At 57.0% G+C, this 24064-nt stretch carries 19 protein-coding genes; 13 read left to right on the forward strand and 6 right to left on the reverse strand.

The features are described 5' to 3' along the window. Positions 1–3: 3 nt before the first annotated feature. From PAT9B_RS29220 to PAT9B_RS29260, 9 genes are all read left to right on the forward strand, one after another. A complete protein-coding gene (locus tag PAT9B_RS29220; RefSeq protein WP_013512895.1) occupies positions 4–579 on the forward strand; it encodes a hypothetical protein in 576 nt (191 codons plus the stop codon). A gap of 129 nt (positions 580–708) precedes the next feature. Next, positions 709–1440 (forward strand): conjugal transfer complement resistance protein TraT, encoded by a 732-nt coding sequence (traT, locus tag PAT9B_RS29225; RefSeq protein ID WP_013512896.1) that lies wholly within the window; start codon positions 709–711, stop codon positions 1438–1440. Positions 1441–1525: 85 nt separating this feature from the next. Beyond that, positions 1526–1840 carry a hypothetical protein gene (locus PAT9B_RS29230; protein WP_013512897.1) on the forward strand — a complete coding sequence of 105 codons (315 nt, stop codon included), beginning with the start codon at positions 1526–1528 and terminating at the stop codon, positions 1838–1840. Positions 1841–2171: 331 nt separating this feature from the next. Continuing rightward, on the forward strand, positions 2172–2480 hold the full coding sequence (locus tag PAT9B_RS29235; protein ID WP_013512898.1) for a hypothetical protein: 309 nt from the start codon (positions 2172–2174) through the stop codon (positions 2478–2480). 122 nt (positions 2481–2602) lie between these two features. Continuing rightward, positions 2603–5245, forward strand: coding sequence for a type IV conjugative transfer system coupling protein TraD (gene traD / locus PAT9B_RS29240; RefSeq protein ID WP_013512899.1), 2643 nt, complete (start codon positions 2603–2605; stop codon positions 5243–5245). Beyond that, on the forward strand, positions 5242–11058 hold the full coding sequence (gene traI / locus PAT9B_RS29245) for a conjugative transfer relaxase/helicase TraI (RefSeq protein WP_013512900.1): 5817 nt from the start codon (positions 5242–5244) through the stop codon (positions 11056–11058). The genes traD and traI overlap by 4 nt, the downstream gene beginning before the upstream one ends. A 71-nt stretch (positions 11059–11129) precedes the next feature. Then, positions 11130–11927, forward strand: coding sequence for a DsbA family protein (locus tag PAT9B_RS29250; RefSeq protein ID WP_013512901.1), 798 nt, complete (start codon positions 11130–11132; stop codon positions 11925–11927). 751 nt (positions 11928–12678) lie between these two features. Then, complete coding sequence (gene repA, locus PAT9B_RS29255; protein WP_013512902.1) at positions 12679–13620, forward strand: plasmid replication initiator RepA; 942 nt, start codon at positions 12679–12681, stop codon at positions 13618–13620. 906 nt (positions 13621–14526) lie between these two features. Beyond that, positions 14527–15111, forward strand: coding sequence for a hypothetical protein (locus tag PAT9B_RS29260; protein WP_013512904.1), 585 nt, complete (start codon positions 14527–14529; stop codon positions 15109–15111). A gap of 470 nt (positions 15112–15581) precedes the next feature. Here the strand turns inward: PAT9B_RS29260 and PAT9B_RS29265 are convergent, their stop codons facing one another. The 3 genes from PAT9B_RS29265 to PAT9B_RS31065 form a co-directional block, all read right to left on the reverse strand. After that, on the reverse strand, positions 15582–16475 hold the full coding sequence (locus tag PAT9B_RS29265) for a RepB family plasmid replication initiator protein (protein ID WP_013512905.1): 894 nt from the start codon (positions 16473–16475) through the stop codon (positions 15582–15584). Between the two features lie 364 nt (positions 16476–16839). Next, complete coding sequence (hha, locus tag PAT9B_RS30200; protein ID WP_083810370.1) at positions 16840–17043, reverse strand: hemolysin expression modulator Hha; 204 nt, start codon at positions 17041–17043, stop codon at positions 16840–16842. Beyond that, positions 16952–17650 (reverse strand): hypothetical protein, encoded by a 699-nt coding sequence (locus PAT9B_RS31065; RefSeq protein ID WP_041526329.1) that lies wholly within the window; start codon positions 17648–17650, stop codon positions 16952–16954. Before PAT9B_RS31065 ends, hha begins: the two co-directional genes overlap by 92 nt. A gap of 162 nt (positions 17651–17812) precedes the next feature. On the opposite strand from PAT9B_RS31065, the gene PAT9B_RS29275 reads away from it, so the two are divergent. From PAT9B_RS29275 to PAT9B_RS29285, 3 genes are all read left to right on the forward strand, one after another. Then, complete coding sequence (locus tag PAT9B_RS29275; protein WP_013512907.1) at positions 17813–18337, forward strand: phospholipase D-like domain-containing protein; 525 nt, start codon at positions 17813–17815, stop codon at positions 18335–18337. A 49-nt stretch (positions 18338–18386) separates the two neighbouring features. After that, entirely contained in the window at positions 18387–19706 is a 1320-nt protein-coding gene (locus PAT9B_RS29280) for a DUF1173 family protein (RefSeq protein WP_013512908.1), read from the forward strand. A 109-nt stretch (positions 19707–19815) separates the two neighbouring features. Then, a complete protein-coding gene (locus PAT9B_RS29285; protein WP_041526330.1) occupies positions 19816–20046 on the forward strand; it encodes a KTSC domain-containing protein in 231 nt (76 codons plus the stop codon). 149 nt (positions 20047–20195) lie between these two features. Here the strand turns inward: PAT9B_RS29285 and PAT9B_RS29290 are convergent, their stop codons facing one another. After that, on the reverse strand, positions 20196–20567 hold the full coding sequence (locus tag PAT9B_RS29290) for a helix-turn-helix domain-containing protein (RefSeq protein WP_013512909.1): 372 nt from the start codon (positions 20565–20567) through the stop codon (positions 20196–20198). 83 nt (positions 20568–20650) lie between these two features. Here PAT9B_RS29290 and PAT9B_RS29295 point away from each other — a divergent pair, with 83 nt between their 5' ends. Continuing rightward, positions 20651–21430, forward strand: coding sequence for an NAD(P)H-dependent oxidoreductase (locus tag PAT9B_RS29295; RefSeq protein WP_013512910.1), 780 nt, complete (start codon positions 20651–20653; stop codon positions 21428–21430). Positions 21431–21523: 93 nt separating this feature from the next. Here the strand turns inward: PAT9B_RS29295 and PAT9B_RS29300 are convergent, their stop codons facing one another. Next, entirely contained in the window at positions 21524–22396 is an 873-nt protein-coding gene (locus PAT9B_RS29300) for an ornithine carbamoyltransferase (protein ID WP_255360086.1), read from the reverse strand. Between the two features lie 90 nt (positions 22397–22486). Continuing rightward, positions 22487–24058, reverse strand: coding sequence for an IS66 family transposase (locus PAT9B_RS29305; protein WP_013512912.1), 1572 nt, complete (start codon positions 24056–24058; stop codon positions 22487–22489). Positions 24059–24064 lie beyond the last annotated feature (6 nt).

Below are 24064 nucleotides of genomic sequence, written 5' to 3' on the forward strand. Positions count from 1 at the left end.
GATATGAGTCAATTTACTAAAGCTGAAATTGATGCAGATATGGCAATGCTTACTGACAAAATTGCTTCTGGGGGCACGGTTATAGCTTCCAGTTCAGATTTGCTCAAAAAAAGCTTTTTTATACCTGCTTTATCAATTTTATTGAGCTTGGTTAATACGTGGACGTTTTATTACATTAACTCTCTCAGATATAAATATGCTTATTCGGAAGGCTATGTTGAATTTCTAACATCAGATGGCTTGTTTGTGCTCATTCCTACAGTGATCATTGGCTTGCTGTTTTCAATTATGACATACAATAATTTGTTGATATATCTAACCATTCCTGACGATGTGCGCAAGAAATCACTTATATTAGGCCACCTCGAAAAAATCGTTTTCCGGACAGTGGTTTTTTTCTTGGGTCTAATGATCCTTTCAGTGATTTTATCAGGTTTCATTTCATGGTTTGCTTTCGGTATTCCGGCACTTGAGTTTGCTTTGTTTCTGGTTCTTAACATGATCGTAGGAATGGAAATCAATCGCCTCGGAGCAGGTCTGGCTCTGGAAAAAATCAGCAATCTGATTAAAAAGATTTAAGTTCTCACAGCATCTGCCGATATTCCCTTCCGGCACTCTGACGGAAGGGTTCTCTCCGTAAATTCCCATTAAATCATCGTGCCCCGGGGCGTGCCTGTCCCGCTTTTCCCGTTGAACAAGGATACGTAAATGAAAAAACGCAATGTATTTGTGGCGGCCATTGCTGCTACCTCCCTGTTACTGTCCGGCTGTGGTGCCATGAGTACCGCTATCAAAAAGCGCAATCTCGAAGTCAAAACCCAGATGAGCCAGACCGTCTGGCTGGAACCGTCCAGTCAGAAAACGGTTTATCTGCAGGTGCGTAATACCTCTGATAAAGACATGAGCGATCTGCAGACCCTGCTGGCGCAGGACCTTCAGGCGAAAGGCTATACCGTGACGTCTTCTCCGGATACGGCGTACTACTGGATTCAGGCCAACGTGCTGAAGGCGGATAAAATGGACCTGCGTGAGTCACAGGGGTTCCTCTCCAGCGGTTATGAAGGGGCAGCAATGGGTGCGGCGCTGGGCAGCGGCATTACTGCTTATAACAGCAACTCCGGCGGTGCCATCCTTGGCGTCGGACTGGCAGCCGGTCTGGCCGGGATGGCAGCTGATGCGATGGTCGAGGACGTGAACTACACAATGGTGACCGATCTGCAGATTTCAGAACGCAGCAAAGCAACAGTGACCACTGATAACGTGGCGGCGCTGCGGCAGGGAACGTCCGGTGTGAAGGTACAGACCAGCAGCGAGGAGGGTAACCGCATGAAATACCAGACCCGCGTCGTGTCAAACGCCAACAAGGTCAACCTGAAGTTTGAGGAAGCAAAGCCGGTGCTGGAAGCACAGCTGGCGAAGTCGGTTGCCGGGATTATGTAAGTCACCCTGAGCGGCACCGCGGTGCCGCTTCTCTGATTATATATGGTACTGTTTCGGAACCCTCAGCCATGACAGGACCTCCCGGATGCACCGAAAGACTGAACTGCTCGACAGCCTGCTGCCTGAATGGTCCACAACTGTGGCGCTGAGTATCCCGTTCACGCTGATTTTTCTCTTTTCCACCCAGGGTTTTCTTCCTGAAATGTTGCTGGACGTTGTACAGAATACGATGGCGCAGAGTTCCTCTCCCGCAGGCATCCCGTTTGCGGAGGTGCTGGTACCGGTATTTTTTCTGTATGTCCTTCTGGCGTGTGCGGTCGGGCTGTCTGTCGGTACAGTAATCAACCGTTTTGCGCGGTATCTGTGGCGTCTTGCAGAGCGGAGTGAAACAGGTTATTAATCATCTGCCGGGTCCACCACACCGGCCGCGGATGTCCACGGTGAGCATTTACCCGTTTTCACTGGACACGACGGCATCCGCACTCCCCGTCCGCACATGCATTCTGCGGACACAAAGGTGGTACCTGCACAGCAGGTACCACCTCCTCCCTGCCACAGGGTTCCCGTAATTCTTCGTCGCTGTCCGTCAGGACGGTGCGTTCGTGCTTATTTCCATTCCCGTGATGTTTCGCCTCCTCGCACAGGTGCCGCCGGCACCTGTGCTGTGGCGGGCGCTACGGTGTTATTAACGTCAGTCTGTTCCTCAATACATCATCCATTAAGGAGTTTTTATGCTGCAGAATCACGGTGCGGTCCGCACCCTTATTGCCTGGTTTACCCTGTTTTTCGCGTGGAGTGCTTCCGTCCTCTGGTTTCAGGGGGTGGCGCTGATGAAATTTATGATGAGCAACAGCAGCCTGTTCGCGTATGACCTTGCGCTGCGCAGTACCGGTACCCTGTTACCGGACGGTATCCCGCTGATGCTGCTGGCCCTCCTGGTGCTGGCCTCCGGCGCGGTGCTGTCCACGGGGTCACTGGTGGCGGTTTCACTCCTCCGGACCTCCCGCCGTCAGGCTTCACATTTTTCCCGCGTGTCATAACGCACCCGCGACAGTTTTTCATCCCTGACGGGCCCGGCTGCGGCCCGCCTCTCACGTTTTATCCGTAACGACAGTCTGCCCTGAACCGGGCGGGCTGCGCCTGCGCGATATCCGGAGTTTTTATGAGTTTCACCCCGAAAAACCTCACGCAGGGCGGCCAGATGACGGCCTACCGCCTGCGCATGTTTGGTCAGGTCAGCAACTGGATATTTCACTGGATACTGCTGCTGTTCATTGCCGCCGTGGCGGTGCTGTTCTGGCTGACCACGCCCGATGACGTGCTGCGAAACGGCTTCTGGTACTGGGCCGCGTGGCCGTCTCATTCGCTGCTGGGGCTCGCCCCCGGCACCACTACGGCCACCTGGGACATCCTGTGGCACTGCGGTGACGGGACGTCGCTGTGCACCACGAAAATGACTCCGGTACAGCTGCTGGCCGATCCGTGGATGCAGGCAATGGGTGACGCGTTTGTGGCCAGCCTGAAATTTCTGGCGACGGTCTGCGGCATCACGGCCTTTGCCCTGTGGTGCCTGATCGCCTGGTTCGTGGGGCGCATCGGGAAAAAGGAGAGCGAGGACGAGTTCATCTCCGGCATGACGCTGACCGACCAGCCAAAAGAAGTGAACCGTCTGCTGAAGAAGGCGGGCGAGAAGTCCGACCTGCAGATTGGCGGGCTACATATGGTGAAGAACGCCGAGGTGATGAACTTCCTCATCCACGGCACCATCGGTGTCGGTAAGTCCACGCTCATCCGCTGGCTGCTGGACTACATCCGTCGCCGCGGTGACCGCGCCATTATCTATGACTCCGGCGGCACCTTCATTGAAACGCACTACAACCCGCGCCGCGACAAAATCCTCAACCCGCACGACAGCCGCTGTGAAAACTGGGTGCTGTGGCGCGAGTGTCGGGAAGTGGTTGATTACGAGAACCTGACGGCGGCGCTGATGCCGGTGGAGGGGGACTCTGATCCGTTCTGGGTGTCTTCCTCGCGCACCATCTTCAGCGACGGTGCGATGCAGTTCGCGGCCGACCCGGCGCGCAGCATTGAGACGTTCCTGAAGACCCTGCTCTCCATTGACCTGAAAAGCCTGCGCGAATTTCTGAAGAACACGCCGTCGGCCAACCTGGTCGAGGAAAAAATCGAGAAGACGGCCATCTCCATTCGTTCGGTGCTCACCAACTACGCCAAATCGCTGCGTTATCTGCAGGGGCTGGATAAAGAGGGCAAGCCGGAGTTCAGCATCCGCGAGTGGATGACCGGTGCGCAGTACGACAGCAGCTGGCTGTTTATCTCCACCACGGCCCGCCACCGCAGGGCGGTGCGTCCGCTGATTTCCATGTGGCTGTCGCTGGCCACGCTGCTGCTGCAGAGCATGGGCGAGAACAGCGGGCGCCGCGTGTGGTTCATCGGTGATGAAATCGCCAGCCTGCAGAAAATCCCCGAGCTCAACGAAACGCTGGCGGAGGCCCGCAAGTTCGGCGGCTGTTTTGTGCTGGGTGTCCAGAACATCCCGCAGCTGGTGCACATCTACGGTCGCGAGATGGCCAAAGCCATTTTCGACCTGCTGAACACCCGTGCTTACGGGCGTTCACCCAGTGCTGAGGTGGCGAAGATGGTAGAGGAGGAACTGGGTCACCAGCGCCGGCGCGAGGCGCGTGAGCAGAACAGTTACGGCCTGGATCAGGTCCGTGACGGTATCTCCATCAGCAAAGACAAGGTCAATGAGCCCGTCGTGGACTACGACCTGATCATGAAAATGCCGAACCTGCGCTTTTACATGCGCCTGCCGGGTGAGTATCCGGTGGTGAAGCTCAGCCTGAAATACCGGAAGCAGAGAAAGTCTCACCGGGCGCTCATTGAACGTGACTTCCGCGACCGGCTGAGTCCGGAGCTTGAGCGGATCATCGAGAGCAACGAGCGCAGCGCCCGCGCGGCAGACATTTCGTTCCCGACCGGGGAGGAAATTCTGGAAGCCGGCAACGTGCAGTCAGTACAGAAAGTCCCTGAACCGGTGGCAGTTCCCGCCAGCCCCGTGACGGTCAGGAAGGTGACGGATACCACGCCGGCGCCGGGCGGGGCAGACATCGCGCGGGACACCCTGCCTGTCATTAAGCCTTTTTTACCGGAGGCGTCACTGCCGGCTCCGGTCCGTGAAACGTCAGCGGGCAGGGAGGATCTTCCTGCAAACGTCAGACCGTTCCCGGCCCGTCAGGCTGTTCCGGTCACTGCCCCTTATGTGACTGAGGCACGGCGCCCGCAGGCGCGGTCCGCAGAAAGCCGGTCCGGGCATGACGCGACTGTCCCGTCACACACGCCGGCACTTCTCCCGGAGGTCCGGCCGGAAGCGGTCCCTGCAGTGCCGGTACCTCCCGTTTTCCCGTCGCCACGCCCGGCTGCTCAGCCTGTAAAACCCTCACGCCCGGCACCGACAGCCCTGAGCGCGCTGGACATGCTGGCCCGCCGGACAAAAAAGCCAGCGGCCGCAGAGAGTGACGCTGACGCGTCCTCCGGTGACGCGCAGGGGGAGGCCCCGGAACTGAACATGCAGGCGGAAAAGGATGAGGCCGGCAGGCTGACCGTGCGCAGCGCCGGGCACCGTAAAACCGACCCGGAGAGCCGGGAAGAAGCGTATGCCGCGCAGTACGGCAGGGCAAATCAGCAGATGGCGGATGAGGAGCTGAACATCCTGCGCCATCGCGAAGATGACGAAACGTATCAGGCCATGAGTCAGCACCATGAACCCGGAGGACATGAGCGATGATGACCATTGCACCGGTGGCGTCCGCCGCGGACGCGGCCGGTTACTACAGCAGCAAGGATAACTACTATTTCCTGGACGATCTGCAGAGCCAGTGGCTGGGCGAAGGGGCCCGTGAACTGGGTCTGGAAGGCCCGGTGGACCTGGACACCTTTACCGCCGTACTGCACGGAAAATTGCCCAACGGGGTGGAAATGGGTAAGGACGTGCAGGGCAGTCACGTTCACCGCCCCGGGCATGACCTGACGTTTTCGGCCCCGAAAAGCATCTCCATGCTCATTCTGGCCGGGGGGGATAAACGTCTGCTGGCCGCCCACCATGAGGCGGTAAAGGAAACGCTGGCGCTGGTTGAGCAGATGGTAAGCGCCCGTGACACCCGGGACGGGGTGACCCGCATCACGGCGACCGGGAAAATGGTGGCCGCCCTGTTCACGCACGACACCTCACGTAATCTTGACCCGCAGATCCACACCCATGCGGTGCTGGCCAACGTGACAGAGCTGGAGGGGAAGTGGAAGGCGCTGGCCACGGACACCATTCACGGGGCCGGGTTTATCGAAACCCTTTACCGCTATCAGGTGTCATTCGGAAAGCTGTACCGCACCGCGCTGAAAGGGAAAACCGAGGCGCTGGGGTATGAGACGGAATTCACCGGCGGAAAGCATGAGCTGTGGGAGGTGAAAGGTTTCACCGACGCCGTACTGGAGGAGTTTTCCTCCCGGCACCGCGAAATCAGCGCGCGCGTGGGTGAGGAAGCGTCGCTGAAAAGCCGCGACGTGGCGGCGCTTGACACCCGGCGGCCCAAACAGGATATCAGCCGGCTGGATGACGGCCAGCCGGTCCCACAGGGTGAGCAGCCCGTGACTTCGCCGGCAGGAGATAACAGGACCCCGGATACCGTGCCGCCCGAACGGGCTGTTCAGCCGCAGACGCTCAGCCGTTCCGATGCACCTGAGCAGGGCGAGCCAGACGCGCCTGACGGTCGCGCGGTTGCCCGCACTGCTGAGCAGGAGAACACGCTGCCAGAGGCACCGGGCGCGGAGCAGGAAGCCCCTCAGCCGGGAGAACGTCCGCCCGGCCGCGACAGCATGAATGAACAGGCCGGGCCTGACCAGGAACCTCCCATCGAAAAACCGGAAACCCCGGACGGCAGAGCCCGCCTGCACGAACGCTGGCAGCGTCAGATGGACAGCGTGGATTTTGACATTGGGGGAGTGATGCGTGATGCCCGTGAACGCGAGGCGGCACGGACGGAGCCCGGAGAGGAACCACCCCTGCCGGGTGAAGTGATGGACGCCGTGCGCACCGCCATTTCGGTACTGAGCGACAGCCGGACGCGCTTTACTTACGGCGACCTGCTGCTGACGGCCCACCAGGCCGGTGAGCAGCAGCACAGCATCCCGGAGCTGCGCCGCGCGCTGGACCAGGCCATCAGTGACAACCTGCTGGCCCCGCTGGACGGGGATAAAGGCGTGTTCACCTCCCACATTCACCTGCTGGATGAGCTGTCCGTGCAGTCACTGGCGGCCGATATCATAAAGGAGAATCGCGTGGCGAACTTTCGTGAATCCCCCGGCATGACGCCGGAACATCTGAAACAGGCGCAGCGAGCACCGGTGGCCATCCTGAACGCCCCGGCGTCGGTACAGCGCCTGCGCGATACGGTGGAGGAACTGGTGACAATGTCACGGGAAAACGGCCGGGAAGTCAGCGTCCTGGCCTCGGGTGCCGAACGCGCCCTGACCCTCGGCAAATCGGCGCTGCTGAAAGATACCCTGCTGCAGCGCAGCCGCGTCACGGAGAAAACCTTCAGCCTGGCGCCCCAGAGCACGCTGATTATTGAGGGGGCGGAGAAGCTGGGGCTGAAGGAGATGCTGGTCCTGACCGGCGAGGCGCGGGAGAAGAACGCCCAGCTGCTGTTTCTCGACAGCGCCGGCCGCCAGTCGAACACGAATGCCCTGTCGGTGCTGGCCTCGGCCGGCGTTGAACGCCTCAGCCTGACGGCCCCCGGACCGGGGCTGGAGGCGCGCGTTTTCAGCATTCAGGACAAACGTGACCGCTACCGTGCTCTGGCAGAGCGCTTTACCGACCTGAGCGGCCCGGACAATACGGTCACGGCGGCCGTGACCGGCGCGCGTGAACAGCAGCAACTGACGGGGTACATCCGCGATGCGCTGCAGAATGCCGGGAAGCTCGGCCGTGACACCGTGCAGGTGGAGGCGCGCACGCCGGTCTTCATCACGGCGAAAGAGCGGAAGCTGCCGGTATCGTACCGGCCCGGCATGGTGCTGGAGGACCGCAGCGACCGGCAGGAAATCCGCCACTACATGATTGACCGGGTACATGACGACACCCGAATGCTGTCGCTTATCGACGGTGACGGCGTGCTGAGCCGGGTAAAACTCAGCACCCTCACCGCCGACTGGCGTCTGTTCACCCGGGAACAGCTGAGTATCGCGCAGGGTGAGCAGCTGTTCGCGCTGGCCGCAGACCGGTCTGCCGGGCTGAAGGCGCGCGACCGTCTGACCGTCACGGCGCTGGAGAACGGGGCGCTGACGGTGATGCGGGAGGGGCAGCAGAAGCCGCTGCGCATCGCCACGGACCGCCCCCTGTACGTCACCCACGGGTACGTCAGCGCGCCGGGCGCGCGGGATAACGAACGGGGCACGGTGCTGGCGAGCCTGAGCAGCCGGGAGCTGTCAGTCAACATGATGAACGCCTTGGCGCAGTCCGGCACTGAGGCCGAAATCTTTACCGGAGAGGCACTGAACCGGGCGGAGGAGAAGATGATGCGGCTGCGCACCGGCCGTTCCCCGGTGGCGCTGGTCAGACAGGCCAGCGGCCGGGAGGACGTCAGCGACGCGCTGGAGACGCTGAATGCGAACCTGCTGTCGGATGCGGAGAAGGCCGTATCCCGCGCCGTGGCGCAGATGCGCCATGTGTCCTTTTCCGAGGTGAAACTTCTGGAGGGAGCGGAGGACTTTCTGGAGAACGTGCCGGCGCTCCGGACCGAAATTGCCCGACAGGTGAAAGCCGGTGACCTGATGCCGGTGAAGGTCAGCGGCGAGCCGCGCTTTGTCTCCCGCGCAACGTGGGAAATGGAAAAGGCGATTATCGGGGAGATTGCGGCCGGCAAGAACGCGGTCGAGCCGCTGATGGCCACCATTGCCCCGTCCCTTCTCACCGGACTCACCGCCGGGCAACAGGCGGCCACCACGCTCATTCTGCAGAGTCCCGACCGCTTTACGGCGGTACAGGGGTACGCCGGGACGGGTAAAACCACGCAGTTTAAGGCGGTGAAGGCGGCCATTGAGACCCTGCCGGAGAGCGGGCGTCCGCTGATTATCGGGCTGGCTCCCACACACCGTGCGGTCAAAGAGATGCGCGATACCGGCATAGAGGCGCAGACGCTGAAGTCGTTCGTGCTGGACTGGCAGCAGCGTACCGCCGCCGGTGAAGAGGTCCGCTACGGCAATACCCTGTTTCTCATCGATGAGTCCTCGATGCTGGGCAACCAGGACACCGCTGCAGCGTACCGCGCGATTGCGGCCGGTGACGGGCGCGCCGTGCCGGTCGGGGACGTGGCGCAGCTGGAGTCCCCGGAGAGCGGTGCCCCGTTCCGGCTGATGCAGGAGCGCAGCCCCATCGATGTCGCCGTGATGAAAGAGATTGTGCGCCAGCGCGACGCAAACCTGAAATCCGCCGTCTACAGCGTGATTGAAAACAAGGCGGCCGCCGCGCTGGAGAAAATCAACCGGGTGTCGCCGGGGACGGTGCCGCGGGAAGCCGGTGAGGTGGTCCCGTTACGCTCGGTGACGGAGACGGGCTCCCCGGTCAGCAACATCGTGGCGGATTATATCGGCCGCACAAAAGCAGCCCGGGAGCAGACGATGATCGTGGTGCAGCTGCATGAGGACCGTCGCGCCATCAATGAGGGTATCCACGCCAGCATGGTGCAGCGAAAAGAGCTGGGCGAAAAAGCCGTCACGGTGCCGGTACTGGACCGCATCACCGGCGGCCGCCACGACTTTAACCGTATCGGGGACTGGAAGGCCGGGCAGGTGGTGCTGGCAAACGAACGCTACCTGACCGTGACCGGCGCTGACCGGGGAACCGGGCATGTGCTGCTGCGGGATGAAAGCGGGCGGATGCAGTACTGGTCGCCGGCGGAGCTTAACGCCACCGAAATCGAGGTGTTTGAGCGGCGTGAAATCGAGCTGAGGGAAGGCGACAGCGTGCGCCTGAACAAAACGCAGAAACAGGCAGGTCATGCCGCGCACGAGCAGTACCGCGTGGCGGAACTGCGGGAGAACGGTGAGATCGTACTGAAGAACAGGGACGGTGAAAAGGTCATTGACCCGAAGGCCGTCACGGCAGACCGGCATGTGGACTATGCCTGGGCGGTGACCGGTTACGGCGCACAGGGGGCAAGTACCGACTACGTGATCGCGCTGGAGGGAACGGAAGGGGCCCGCGCGAACATGAGCGGAATGCGGGCCTTTTACATCAGCGCCTCGCGCGCGAAGGACCATGTGCAGATTTACACTGACGGCCTGAAAGACTGGCTGGAGACCCTGCAGGGTGGGAAGAACGGTCCGGCAACGGCGCATGATGCCCTGTCACCGGAGCCTGAGCGGGCTCAGGCCCGGGCCATCTGGGCGATGGGGCAACCTCTGTCGAAAACGGCGCTCGGTCGCGCCTTCCTGCGCGGGCAGGGGCTGAAGGGGGCACCGCTCACCGCCCGGATTATCCCGCCGACAAAAAAATACCCGGACGCGCATCTGGCGCTGCCGGTGTATGACGGCAACGGCAAGACGGCGGGGCTGACGCTGGTTCCGCTGACAGCGGAAGCCGGCCAGCCTGAGCCGGGTGAGGTGCGTCAGCTTATCACCGGTGGTGCACAGGCTGCCATCGTGCAGAAAAGCCGGGACGGAGAGATGATCATCGTCAGTGACCTCCAGCAGGCGCTGGCGGCCGCACGGAATAAGCCACAGGCGGGCGTGCTGCTGCTGACCGGGCGTCATCCGCCGTCGGCCCAGTTACTGAAAGTGGCCGGTGGCCAGCCCGGGCGGGGCTGGCGTCCCGATGCCACACTGCTGCGTCTGGTACAGGCTGAGCTCCGGGAGGGGCTGCGCGACCTGCCGCCGGATGCACCGGTACCCGATGAGCGTGCCGCACTGCGTGCAGCCCTGGACGCACTGGAAAAAGGCCAGGAAACCGGTCAGAACGTTCCGTCCGCGCCAGGACGGGACAGTGCTCAGGAGAACAGCCGTGACGTGCGTGCCATTGCACAGCAGCTGACAGAGGGTGCGATGGCCAGCCCGGGCACCGTCCCGGTGGTGACGGAACGGGACAGGGCACAGCTGTCTGCGCTGCTGGCCATGCGGGTGGTGGAGGCGATGAAGCAGCAACTGCCGTCCCTGCCCGGCGAACCCGTACCGGACTATGCCGCTCTGGTCAGACAGGCCTCAGCTGCACTGGCGGCCGAAGCCGGTGGCCCGGACAGTGCGGCTGTCCGGGCCGTTCTGGACATCCTGTCCGGCGTCTCGCTGCCGCAGGAGCCGGGAATTTCTGCCACTACCGGCCAGGGTGACAGCATACCGGCAGGGGTACTGAAGCAGGTCCGGGAGGAGATTGCACGCGAGCGGGTACCGCCCGGGGCACCACAACAGCAGGCGCTGTCAGAAAGTACACTGGCCGGCGTGGCCCGTGAGCTTGAACGGCGGCCGGAGCTGCCGTCAGACATACGGGGCCGGGAACCGGAACGTGAAGAGCTGACACGCGAGAGCGTCCGGCATATCCAGAAAGAACGCTGATTACTGCAGCCCGCCATTGCGGGGCTGCTTCACTTATTTCGCCGGCAGGGCGCCGGCTTCCGGAAGACAACATGAAAAAATACCTGAACGTGGCCGCGATTGCGCTGGCCATCAGCACCGTACTGCCCTCTGTTTCTGCCTCAGCGGCAGACAACGCCGACTTTACTTCTGCACAGCAGGCCCGCATCGGGGAAATTGCCGCAGATTACCTGGTTGCTCATCCCGACGTGCTTATTGAGGTGAGTAAAAAGCTACAGGCGCGTCAGGCCGAACTGCAGCGGCAGGCCCTGACGGCATCAGCGCTGCGTGGTCACCGGCTGCTGATGCAGCTCGATGGCGTACCGGTAAAGGGACCCGCCGGTTCAAAGGTGATTGTGACAGAGTTTTTTGACTACGAGTGCAGCGTGTGCAGCGCGATGGCGCCGGTGATGGAGAAAGTCATGGCTGCCCGGCCGGATGTACGCTTCGCCTTCCGCGACTGGACCATCTTTGCCGGGCGTTATCAGGAATCCACAGCGGCGTCCCGTCGCGGGCTGGATATCTGGAGGCAGAAGGGAGCAGATGGCTATATGGCTTTCCATAACGGGATTTACCGCACCGGTCACAATGAGGGGCACCTGACGGTACAGGACATCGAGCAGGTGGCCACCGCGGCCGGTGCCGGACCGGAGAACGTGACCGGCTACAGTCAGTCTGATGCATTGATCAAAGGCAATGATGAGCTGGCAGAGATGCTGGGTCTGACCGGTACGCCGGGTATCATCGTGATGCCGGCAGAAAATGCCACGGCGGACAACACCACCGTCTTTCCGGGAATGGCGGGGGAGCTGGCGATGAAGCAGGCCATAGACCGCGCAGCGAAGGGCTGAAAAAAGCCCGGGGCACAGCATCCGGGCAAACCAGCAGCGCCGGCTTTTATGTCATGGGGTACACCGGCCGGTCGCGGGGAGACTATCGGCTAACCGGCTGAAAACTTTACCCCTTTAAACGGGCAGACCCTTCAGGCTGTTCGTTCCCCGCGCTGCTGCGGTACGCCTCAGCCTGAAGGGTCTGCCCGTTGCCTGTTAAACGCGAACGTCAGCGAACATGTCACCCGCCCGGTATCCACATTTAACCTTCTTTAATGGTCTGCTTTTTCCTGACAGAAGTCCGTCACCGCACCGCCATGCGCGTGATTTCGGTTAAGTCAGAATAAAGATATGAAGCAGGTCACGGCATTTCCGGACGGTGAACTTTTTTTATCCATACGATTAGTGCCATGTGCAATCTGTGCTGGATTTAACCGGTTGAGATGAGTATTCTTTTCAGAATTCGCCGGGCGGCGATCTTATTTTGATCCTTATCGAATACTGTGGTGGTTGACGATGAGGATGTGCGAAAACCTGTGGCCGGACATGCGCGGTGCGGGAAAGAATTTACCGGATGGGACGTATCCGTAAAAACGTCCAGGGTACGGAGCTTCAGTTTTACCGGGCTCCGAATGCAAAAACCCCCTGATTCTGCTCAACTTTGGCGGGCTGACAGAAATCAGGGGGTTCAAAAGCAGGCGCTGCGCCTGTGAAGGATTATAACGCATGCTATTCATAAGACAACCCCTGTCCGCCATAAGTTCGGGACAGGGTGAATGACCAGATTTTAATCGGGTTAAACGGCCCGAACCTCAAAAAAGACGGACGCCGTCGTGGCGATCACTCCGTTGTCTGTAAGTGTTCAAACCCTGAATGGTTTGCACCTGCTAATTTCCGGCGTCTGCCCGGACAGATGGGACATGCCATGAGCCGGCTTGTCATGAAGAACAAGCGCACCGGAAAAATGGTGCTGCGCCAGCGCATGTCCCGCCACCCGTATTTTGTGCAGCTGCGCGATGCGGCCGGACGTAAACGTGATTTCCGGCCGGAAAAGCAGGCGCTGTATGATGCGATATGGCCGCTGCTGATCCAGCGCGCCGATCTGGCCACGTCTGTGGTCACGTTCAACTGCAGCAAACTGGCTGACGAGCTCAGCCCCCGGGATGAGAACGGTAAGGTCATTCCTGAAACCCGCGTTGAACCCTCCCGGCTTTCCCGCCTCTTCGAAGAGTGGGAACGCTTCGGCCTGACTGAACGGCCGGACCTGGAAACGGACCCGGTGACGGGCTACTGCATGCCGCGTCACATTGTGCTGACTGACCGGTTCTGGCAGCTGTGCGGCATCGACATGGATAAATTCCTGGCAGAACGTAACGCCCGCCTTGCGGCGGAGGCTGACGGCATCACTGAACCCGGCACGCATGATTCGGTCCGCGCCGCGCGCCGGCGCTGGTACGAAAACATGCGTATGGCCACGCTGCTGAGTCGCCGGGAAAAAGCCTCAAAACTGAAGCGTCGTAAGCGTCTGAGTAAGCTGCCGATCGATGACCGACGTAATGCGATGGCCAGGCTGCTGCGCGCCCGTCCGGCGCATGAGTGGATGCACCTTCCCCCGGAGGAGTTTGACCGTCAGGTCTGGAATCGTCTCAGGCAGCTGGACCTTGGGCTGGATTATGAAGCCAGCCCACACCCGATACCCGATATCGTGCATTAGCGCTTTCTCCCTTTCTTTAACCGCCTTAACTGGCGGTAAAGGCATTTGTGCCGATCGCAAAATGGCCGGTGCAGGGACTCCGCCGCGCCGGCATTTTCCCCCGAAAACAGAAAAAGTGGCCATAACAGATGCCACTTCTTTTTTTCTTCACAGTTACCCGCAATCAGTATCCGCCATTTACCCGTAAATACAGTCAGCACTACCTGCAAGATATTCCTGACTTTCGTCAGAAGAGATCTTCATAAAAATAAATAGTTTTTCATGCAGGCATTCTGCGTGGATAAATAAGGCCTTCGCTTGCAGCGGACACAAGCGTCCGCGCCGCTCAGAATCTGAAGCAGCTCCCGCTGACGCGGGCCCGGGTGCAATATTAGTTACAACAAACATCCACGCGTAGTAATAACACAGTTCTGAAGCTCCGCGCCCCTCCCGGACCAGACCTGCGCCACATCTGAAACCCGGTTGCCCCCACTGAACAGCCCCCGCCGCCCGGCCCGGAGGGCCGGAACAGCAGTGGCTGATAAATGAATGCTGTAACTACAGAAAATGAGTCGCTGTCAGCGATTTTGCTTCACGCTCTGGTGAACACGCCCGTAAGCGGCCCTGACGGCCCGCTAACGCGGAGATACGCCCCGGCTGCGGCTTTGCCTTGCCATGACCACTCCGACGGCGCACAATCCGTTCTGTAACGCTGAAAGCGGGTATGGCCTGGCAGGAATGGGATGGGCATCGGTGAAACCTTTCATACCGGAACCGGCTTCGCCGGGTCACGGCGCCCCTTACCCTCAGTGCCCCATACAGCACCGGCTGGCGCCTCCATGCGCGATGCGCATAGCAGAACTGACATAATTCATTTCTGCCGGTACGGCGGAGGGTATAAATTATATCTGAAAAAGGAGAGTCAGAATGGAAATGGCATACAGGGAACCGGCTGAAGCCCGGGCAGTGATTCTGCGCATGATTGCGGAGAAGCCCGCACTTTCAGCAACCGAAATATCTGCAGCAACTGGCTATCCCTCCTTCCGGGTCCGCGCCATCCTCACCGGACTGTTCCGGGAAAAGAAAACGGAGAGAACCGGCTGTCTGAGGGGACAGGGCCGCTACTGTATTGCGGGGCAGAAGATGTCAATCATCCGCTCTTATCTGCGGACTGCTGAAATACTGACAGAACGGGGCAGACACGTAACAGCCCTGCATGTTCTGCTCTGGCTGCGCCGCTGTTTTCTTCTCACCGGTACAGAACAGTCCCGCTGTGAACAGTCACTTCAGGGCGTCCTGCGCTCGGCACTGCGCACTTTTTTCCACGACAGGAGAAAGAAAACGGCACGGCTCCGCGAATTTGCAGACCATTTTGATATGTCCACAAGGATAACCTGGCAGCTGCTGCTGCCACTTGCGGACGCCGGTGTACTGGAACGGCGCGTGGGTGGTTTTGCTCTCTGCGAACAGTCTGCATTCACTGAACTGCGGAGGCATGCAGGGGCGTCATGAGCCGACAGGATCAGCGGAGTATGAAGCGCGGCGGACGAAAACTGCAGAAATCCTGTGTAAGGAGGTGGCCAGAAAAGGTTAACGAGGCGCTTTTGCCACTTGTTATTTTGCCTCCGATCACTGAGGCTCCGGGATGTCCGTATCAGTTCCTGTAACCGATTACGGGCACACACCAGATAAGCAGATCACCGCTATCTTTTGCAACGATCTCCACAGCTGAGTGGCCAAAAAAACCTCAAGTATCATCGTGCCATGAGACTACCACCCAGGCGTCCACTTTCATAATAAACCTATCGTCTGCCTAATAACGGTAGTCTGCTTTCATAAACGCAATACATAAAGCGGTTACATTCATAATAAAAACACCGTTCATGCTCTCTGCACAGGTAAAGTTTATGAAAGAACCCTACTCATCAGAGTGACACTTATGAAAGTAGCCGCCAAGCAAGTCATTTTATGAAAGTAACCGCTTAGTCGGCGTTAGAGAACGCTGAACGTTGTAGTTTTGGTGACCTACTATTGATAACAAACATGATTTCACGCCCTTTCTTGTACTCGTTAAAGTCCAGATAACCAATTCTTACTAAATCCGCCAAGGCCCGGCGGATTATGACGTTTTGATCTTTTATCTGCGATTCAAGAGCCAAACGCTCGCGAAACCTTCTCATCGAGATGTAGAGTGGGCCGGCAGGCATGCTCTCAAGATAAACGTAAAGGGACTGAGCAGCCTCTTTCCGTGACAGTTCAGACAGTGCTTTTAACCCAAGTAATACCTTATGATCATACCGATACAACTCCCAAAGACTGCTGTCGCCTACGATCTCTACCTGGTCTGTTTCATAATTAAGAACAGCTCTCTGAACGAGGTGGGTAACGAGAGACTTTTTTGCATTTTTTCCACGAAAAGATAGGGTTACGCTGGATAAGTTAAAAAGTGAATCGTGTAAACGTGCCCTGGCTCGTCCGTTGATATCAGTGGGTTTCAGGCCACACATGCGAGCAAATTCAGAGAAAGGTAAAGTGATCTTTTCAGTGCTGTAGCCATATTTTGAAAAAGCAGAAATTATGCCGACCCAAGTTTTGAAGTCAGTCGACATGCTGAGCTTAGCGCCTTGAATCTTGATGTCTGTGTACCCTTCTTGTCTTGCTACTTCTAAGCTGCATAGTTCTTCCGAGGCATCAATCAAAAAGTCGCGTTTACCTTTTTCCTTTGGTGCTACCGGAGTGAATACGCTCAAACGCAGGAGAGCTACAGGCTGAACTGACTTATTACTTGTAGGTACCAGTTCATAACTTGTGTTTGATTCTTTTTTTACAATAGAAAAAGGACTGTCTATGTGTATGTTTTCCTGTTCTTTTTCCATTTATCCTTACCTAAAATGAATTCGACATGCGGTTTTATGAAAGTGACCACCTAATGTTTATGAAAGTAACCGCCTTGCTTATGAATGTAAACGCCTTTTTTATGAAAGTAACCGCTTTTTTTATGAAAGTGACCGCCAATATCTGAGGTTTAATCAATTAAAACAATATCTTAGAAACTCGGTGATCTTATTTGATCTTTAAGTGATCTATATATGAACTAAAAGAATTGATCTATTCAGTGGATATGTGAATAAGTGTCTAACGCGGCTTCAGCTTGTTCACCGGGAATCGCATACACAAAGAATCCGCGTATGCAGTTCCCGTTATCTGTAAAAGCTGTTTGTAACTGTCTGTTCTGTTCATTCAGCTCACTAATTTCCAGACGTGCGCTGGAACGCGGTCGAACAACTTTCCAACCGTCAATTCAGCCTTGCGGTGATCGTAAGCTGAGGTGAAAGCAAATTCTTCTTTCGGATCACCTTCGTACTTCAGGTGTTCGTAGACGGTTTCCAGGGTATCTATTGAACGACAGCGCCTGAACCTCATCAACCAGTCTGTTTTTGTCATACTTTTCCCTGAAATAGTGGAAGCATATCGCTTCAGTTAAATTCAGAACTGAATGGCGTTTACTGAGAGACACTCCTGTGTTTTTAAATATAGCCCTGAACGTGGAAACACAAGAATGAATATATGTCTTAAACGATTTTAACCGGGTAACTACAATACAAACAATTCTCCGGTTTTCAGTCTCGTGCGTCACATCCTCACAGACGATCTTCCTGAGTTCGGATACCGTAACGGGACCGGTTGTTGCTGGCTCAGCAATCCGCTCCAGGTTTACGACCCTTTCTGAGGGGAATTCTGGTTCACACTCCCTGTTCTGCTCAGCCATCATCCTGGCATACTCATCGTAATAATTTTCTGCTTTCAGTCGGACACGGCTGAAAGATCGTGAAAAACGCTGCTGGTAACCACATCGCTTTTCACGGGAGGCCTGTATCAGCGTCTGCTGCACCCACAACCAGAACGCGCGTCCGGTGTGTGATGGCACGCTGTAACCGGCCTTTTTCATTATCTTACGCGCGATATTTTCCGGCCATTCGCGGATTAACGCAAATGCGCTTTTAATATCCCCGCGGGATGTCATCGTATTCAGTTCGTGAAATGAATTCATATTTTTTCCTCCGCTGTTATTTTTATTATCGGAAATCAGAAAGGAAGATTTAGTAAAATTATTAAGTGATTTATGGAATAGTTACCTCTGACTGAATAACAGTCGGTGTATTGAAGGGGATTATTGTGTAATATTAAAATCATGATATTTACTGAGTGGTTCATGATGAAAAAATATATATTCGCATTTATTTTACTGCTGCTGAATCAGCCCGGCGTTTATGCAGAGGTCAGTATCTCGGCCGGGTTTTCTCCCGGCGGGACGGCACAGGCACGGGTACTGCAGACCATCAACAGCGCACAGCTGACCGCTGATATTGCGGCGTATGAATTCACCAGCTGGCCCGTGGCCGATGCGCTCGCGGCTGCGGCGTACCGGGGCGTGGCCGTGCGGCTGGTCGCCGACGCCGGGGCAAACCGCCAGGCCTGGCTGCCCGCGCATCAGCTCGCCTGTGCCGGCATTCCGGTGCGGCTCAGCAGCCGCTACCGCATTATGCACAACAAATTTATCGTCACCGGCAATAACCTGGTTGAAACCGGCTCTTTTAATTTCACCGCGGCGGCCGCGAACAGGAATGCGGAAAATGTGGTGGTGATAAACGGTGACCGCGCGGTTACTGACGAATATCAGACTGAATTTAACCGGCTGTGGGATGAGTCAGTGCCGCTTCCCTGCGACAGAAAATAACGGACTGCGTCAGGCAAGGATAACCGCATTCCGTGACAGGAGAAATGTTATGGGTAAAAAGACAGTATACACCGTAAGATTTTCTGGCCTCCGGGGCGTGTCGGAAGCCGGCGGGGATTTTCAGCGGGATCGCGTGGCCGACTGGCAGCGCTGGCTGAGGCATGCGCGGGATAATAAACTTACCACCGTTGTGACCTGCCAGTGCCTGCCGCCGGAAGGTGAAGAGGTGAAACGGCGTCTGAAAGTACACCTGTCGCAGAGCTCGGACCAGTGCTGGCTTTCCTCTTACGCTTTTACGGGGCATGACCACGCGCCGGATTGTCGCTTTTACTCCGTCTGGCCCGACGAGCGGCAGGCGGCAATATACACCACGGACGTTGTGAAGGCGGACGCGGAGGGCGCATTCGTTATCCGCCTGCCCACCGGGCTGCAGAAGAAAGACGCCGGGGAGGAAAAAGCAGCGGTACCGCCTGCAGACGGGGAGAGAAAGACGCGCCGCCGCCAGCCCTCAATGCAGCTTCTGGGGCTGCTGCATTTTCTCTGGGAGCAGTCGGGCATTAACCTGTGGCAGCCGGCGTTTGACCGCAGCCGGATAAAGCGTAACGCCGGATGGGTCAGCGCGCGGTTGAACACCACAGCGGAGAACATCCGGGTGGGGCGGGTACCGCTGCCGGAAAGCCTGCTGCTGATGGCGCGCAAAGGGACACCGCAGGCCGATGAAAACCGTGCTGCGGTCCGGAGAGCAAAAGAAGCATCCCGCCGGCTCATTTTCGTCTCGTTGCTGGCCGGCTGGAGTGAGCAGGCAGAAGAACGGCTGCTCGGCACCCTGCCGCTGGGGCACTTTGCCGGATTTCCGGTACTGACGCTGCCGGAAGATGTGCGCGGGCGGCTGCTGAGGAGCTTTTCGCGCGAACTCGGGCACTGGCGCCGGGGCATGAAAGTGGTGGTGATCGCTCAGGGCGACCCGCCGGTGATGACCTTTCCGCCGTCAAACGGGCTTACGTGGCCTGCTGACGGCTGCACGCTCACGGACGTTGCGCTGATGACCGTCAGCCCGCGCTTTATCCCGCTGGACTCGGTGTATGAGGGGCTGGTTGAAGAAAATCTGTGGCAGGGAAAACGTGCTTTCATTAAACCACTGCGCTATGACGGGGAAGAGGACGTGTTTCCTGACTTCGTCCTTACGGACGTGCAGGGCACTGACGCCCTGCCGCTGGAGGTGTTCGGGATGAATACGCCGGACTATCTGGCGCGTAAGCAGAAGAAAATCGCGCATTACGACCGGGAATACGGCGCCGGACGGTGGTGGCAGTGGGATGCGTCTTCTGATCCGGAGGGTGATGCAATGCCGGCCTTTCCTGCTCCTTAACGGAGTGGCCGGTGCCGGGGTATGGTAAAATACAGGCTGATTTCAGCGTCGGGAAGCCTGTGTTTTTCACTGCACCCCTTCCCGGACACCGTACAGGACACACCTCCGCGTGAACAGACATGACATCACCTCCGGCCTTTTCCGCAGCGCCGGCTTCGATCCGACTTCCGGCATCCTCGAGCTGGAGTACCGCAACGGCGCCTGTCGCCGCTGGCTGGCGGTGCCGGCCCGGCTTTATCAGGGCTTCTGCGCCGCAGAGGACCCGGATGCTTTTTTTCGCCGCCACATTGATGGTCATTTTTTCTCCCTGCACGGAGAAAGCGGGCCGCTGCGCCGCTGAAGGAGGCTGAACGTGGAAAATAAGTAAGCGTCTTATTTAGACCGTCTGTGCAGTTGGCTCCGATTCCTGGAGAATAGTGTCCACATTCTTTCAATTGTCATTGTCGAAGCTGACTTGCATGAGATTCATATCAGACTCCTCATACTTAATTAATCATCATCTTTTTCCAGATCGTATCTGATCCTTGCGGCATCAAGTTCAGGGAAATTTATCTCGGCCCAGCGATCAAGAGCTTTAAGTGTGCTGACGAGTGAGTCTGCCACTCCTGTCAGACTGTATTCTACGCAGGCAGGTTTTTCTTCGTGGTCAAATCTGGACACCAGGCCATGTCGTTCAAGTTGCCGCAGAGTCTGGGTAAGAACCTTTTGTGAAATTCCCTCGATTTTTCTCATCAGTTCGCCATTGCGCATGGGATCTTCAGCGAGAGCAGGAAGGATAAGCATTACCCATTTTCCTGATATAAGCGCAAGGGCATCACGTGCTGAACATTTAGCAGAGTAAACGCTTCCTGGGTATGGCATGAGTAGTTACCTCAAAGTGCGTAATTGATTGCATAACCAAAAGAAAACACTATGACAGTTAAAAGTCACCAGGGAGGTCCAATATGAATGTACTGATTATCACCGCTCACCCTGAGGCGGATTCGTTTAACTCATATCTGGCTGCCAAAGCCGCACGAGTATTTGAAAAGCAAGGCTCAGTGGTTAACTCAGTCAATTTATACAGTGAAAACTTCGAACCTGTTGAGGGTAAAATCTTTTACCCGGACAGACAGGATTCAGTGAGGTTTGATGCCCTGAGGGAACAGCGCCACCACTGGGAAAAGAAAATTCTGCCCGATGATGTTTCGAGACACATTCAGTTATTGATCAACTCTGACCTGTTGCTTCTGCATTTTCCTTTCTGGTGGTTTGGCATGCCCGCCATCCTGAAAGGATGGATGGATCGGGTGTTTGTTTATGGTGGGATCTATGACAGCAGGCAACGACATGAGAATGGCGTGATGAAAGGTAAGCGTGCGTTACTCTCCGTTACTGCCGGTGCGCCTGAAAATGCCTGTGGCTATAATGGACGTCATGGCGACATGCGATTGATGTTATGGTCACCCATACATGCGCTTCATTATATAGGTTACAGCATGCTGGAACCTTATCTTATACATGGGGTGCGTGGCGGCCTCGATGGAATAGCAAAAAAAGAGCAGCAGAAGTTACTTGATGAAAAAGTGGAAGACTTTGAAAACAGACTAACCAATATACATGAATGGCCCATCATCCCCTTCAATAGAGAAGATGATTTCAACGAAGACAAAACATTGAAGCCTGAAGCTCCGGAATACAGTCCGTTTGTGAGACATGATCCAGATGGCTGGAAAAAATCTTAATTTCAGGCTCATGCAGGCTTCAATGACTTTCAAACAGAGTTAATATGCAAGTCTCATAAAAACCGTGTCGACAACCAAACAGCATGACTATGCTTAATTCCGTGTTGGAGTTGATGCTGGACTGAGAAGGCTTTGATACATGAACTCCATAGCCGAATTTTGTACATGTAACAGATAATCTTTGGCTTCTTTTACATGACAGCGTTTGTCCAGCATTGCTTCAGATGAAACCTCCTGGCCACGAGTTACAGGGGGGCAGGGTATAAACACAGTGTCGGCGTCGCAGGTCGAAAGTAATTGCCTGTCAACCTGATACCTCTCCAGTTTACTTCTAAGCTCAGTGGTAACACGGGCTGGCCAGCAGTCAGTAATGATCACGTCAGCACTTTCTATGACATATTTATCATGAGTAGTATGGAAGTTTTTAATTCTGCCACCATGAGCAATCAGTAACTCTGGGGGCGCTATCTGAGTAACCGTTATAGGCAATACAGATGCAGCTTCGATCCATGAGCGTAATATGTTTGCATCAGGCCCGAGAACGACAATGTGGATATTGTTCCACCCTCCCTTTAAACGTCTTATGTATGTCAAATCTCCCAGAATCTCACAGGGATGATTACTGTGAGTTCGCAGGTTTATGACTGACATTTTGGTTGCTGCAGAAAATTGTTCAAGCTTATCAAGAGAAGGTGTCCGTATGGCAATAATGTCAAACCAGTTTTCAAGGAAGGACGCCAGGTCCTCCACAGACTCACTACCTTCAAGTCTGGCATTCAGGTGGGTGACATTTGCACCCATGGCGGCACCTCCAAGACTAATTGCTGCCGGATTGCGCCAGCCCGGCAACTCCTCAATTAATCCCACTCTTGCATGGCAAAGCGTTTCAGGCATTTGTCGACTCTGCCAGCAAGAAGACAGTTCGATAGCTCTTATGGATACTTTTTCTATGGTATCTGGATCCATCGTATCGATCCTTATCAGACTGGCTGGATTCATCTCTTGTCCTTTTCTGTTAAGAGCAAACATTATATATCTTAACCGCGAGCCGTTTTCCTAGTCACAGGTCACTCCGGTATTCCACGGCAGCAGATCGCGCAGCTGGTTCACAGGCCATTCCTGGATATTGCCAAGGACATACCGTAGCCACGTCTCCGGGTCCATACCGTTAAGCCGGCAGGTTCCGATAAGGGAGTACAACACTGCGGCCCGCTCACCGCCGCTGTCTGAACCGGCGAACAGCCAGTTTTTCCGGCCCAGGGCAACACCGCGCAGCGCGTTCTCCGCGATGTTATTGTCTATCTCTGCCCAGCCGTTGCTGCAGTACAGGTTCAGCGCGTCCCACTGTTTCAGCAGGTACGCGAACGCCTTCGCCGTATCCGAGTGGCGTGACAGGACCTTCATCTGCGACTGTATCCAGTCGTACAGCGACTGCATCAGCGCGATGGTTCTGGTTTTTCTCACCGCCAGCCGTTCGTCTGCCGGACTGCCGCGTATCTCCGCCTCGATGGCGTACAGCTCACCGATGCGTTTTAGCGCTTCGGTGGTGATATCCGTTGGTGTACGGACGTGCACGTCGTGGATTTTTCGCCGGGCGTGCGCCATGCAGGCCGCCTCAGTGATGCGTCCGTCCTCGTACAGCGCATTATAGCCACCGTACGCATCCGCCTGCAGGATACCGCTGTACCCGGCAAGGTGCTGCTGCGGATGCACGCCCTTACGGTCCGGCGAGTATGCGAACCAGACTGCAGGCGGAAGCTGTGAACCCGCGTTACGGTCATCCCGCACGTACACCCACAGCCGCGCAGTGCGCGTTTTGCCGCTGCCCGGCTCCTGAACCGGTACCGGGATATCGTCGGTGTGCACCTTGCCCGGCATCAGCACGTACTGCCGCAGCAGGTCATACAGCGGCTCCAGCAGTTCGCTCACCGCACCCGACCAGCGCCCCAGCGTGGCCCGGCTCAGCTCCACGCCCTGACGGCGGTATATCTCTGACTGGCGGTAGTGAGGCATATGCTCTGCGAACTTCGCCGTGACGATGCGCGCCAGCAGGCCGGAGCCCGCATAGCTGCGTTCGATGGGTTTTGACGGCATCGGGGACTGAATGATGTGGTCACACTTGCAGCAGGCCAGCTTCGGCCGCTGCGTTTCGATAACCCTGAAGGCACTGCTGATGAGCTCCAGCTGCTCCGACACGTCGCAGCCCAGCGGGTTGAGGCTGCCGCCGCACGCCGGACAGACAGTTTCGGCTGGCGGCAAAATACGGGTTTCGCGGGGAAGCGTGGCCGGCAGCGGCTTACGGGCGGACGACTGGCGCAGCGCCTGCGGGAGTACCGGGTCATGCTGCTCACCCAGAACTTCCGCCATCTCTTCCTGCAGAGCGCTGATGCGCTCTTCAGCTTCGCGCACCTGCCGTGCCGTTTTCTCCCGCAGCTTTTCGGAGCTTTTGCCGAACTGCATGCGCTGCAGCTTAGCAACCAGCGCCTTCAGCCGGTTGATTTCGCTGGCGTACGCTGCCACCCGCTGTGAGAGCAGGCGGTTGTACTCCGCCATCTGGCGGATGGTGTGCTGCTGCGTGTCCAGCAGCGCCCGGAGGCGGGCATTTTCATCGGAGAGTGAGCGTTCCATGCAGCC

It is taken from the genome of Pantoea sp. At-9b, from assembly GCF_000175935.2.
Taxonomy (GTDB): Bacteria; Pseudomonadota; Gammaproteobacteria; order Enterobacterales; family Enterobacteriaceae; genus Pantoea.